This window comes from Fructilactobacillus sp. X2R1C1 (assembly GCF_059901435.1).
Genome location: NZ_JBWXUV010000161.1, coordinates 1 through 234 on the forward strand (window position 1 = coordinate 1; position 234 = coordinate 234).

The following is a 234-nucleotide window of genomic DNA, read 5'->3' on the forward strand; positions in this document are numbered from 1 at the left end:
CGTCGTGACCCTCTTTCGTCTTCGCCATGTTCTCGTAGGCTTTGGCAATCTTCTTCTGCCATGACTTCGACATATCACTTCGACAAGCAACCACGTCATTTGGAATGGCCTTAGTCGTGTAAATAACCTTGGTATCCTTCATAACGTTCGGATTGTCCTTTGAAACTAAGGTTTGAGCACCTTGGAAGGTGAACGCAGCATCGTTGTTCTTGTTTAAAACGGACAGTACAGCTT

1 protein-coding gene is annotated in these 234 nt (G+C 45.3%); it reads right to left on the reverse strand.

Annotated features, from left to right (window positions below; genetic code table 11):
- Positions 1-234: PhnD/SsuA/transferrin family substrate-binding protein (locus AC6UDG_RS07875; protein WP_500707015.1), on the reverse strand; the 234-nt coding region annotated here is incomplete at both ends.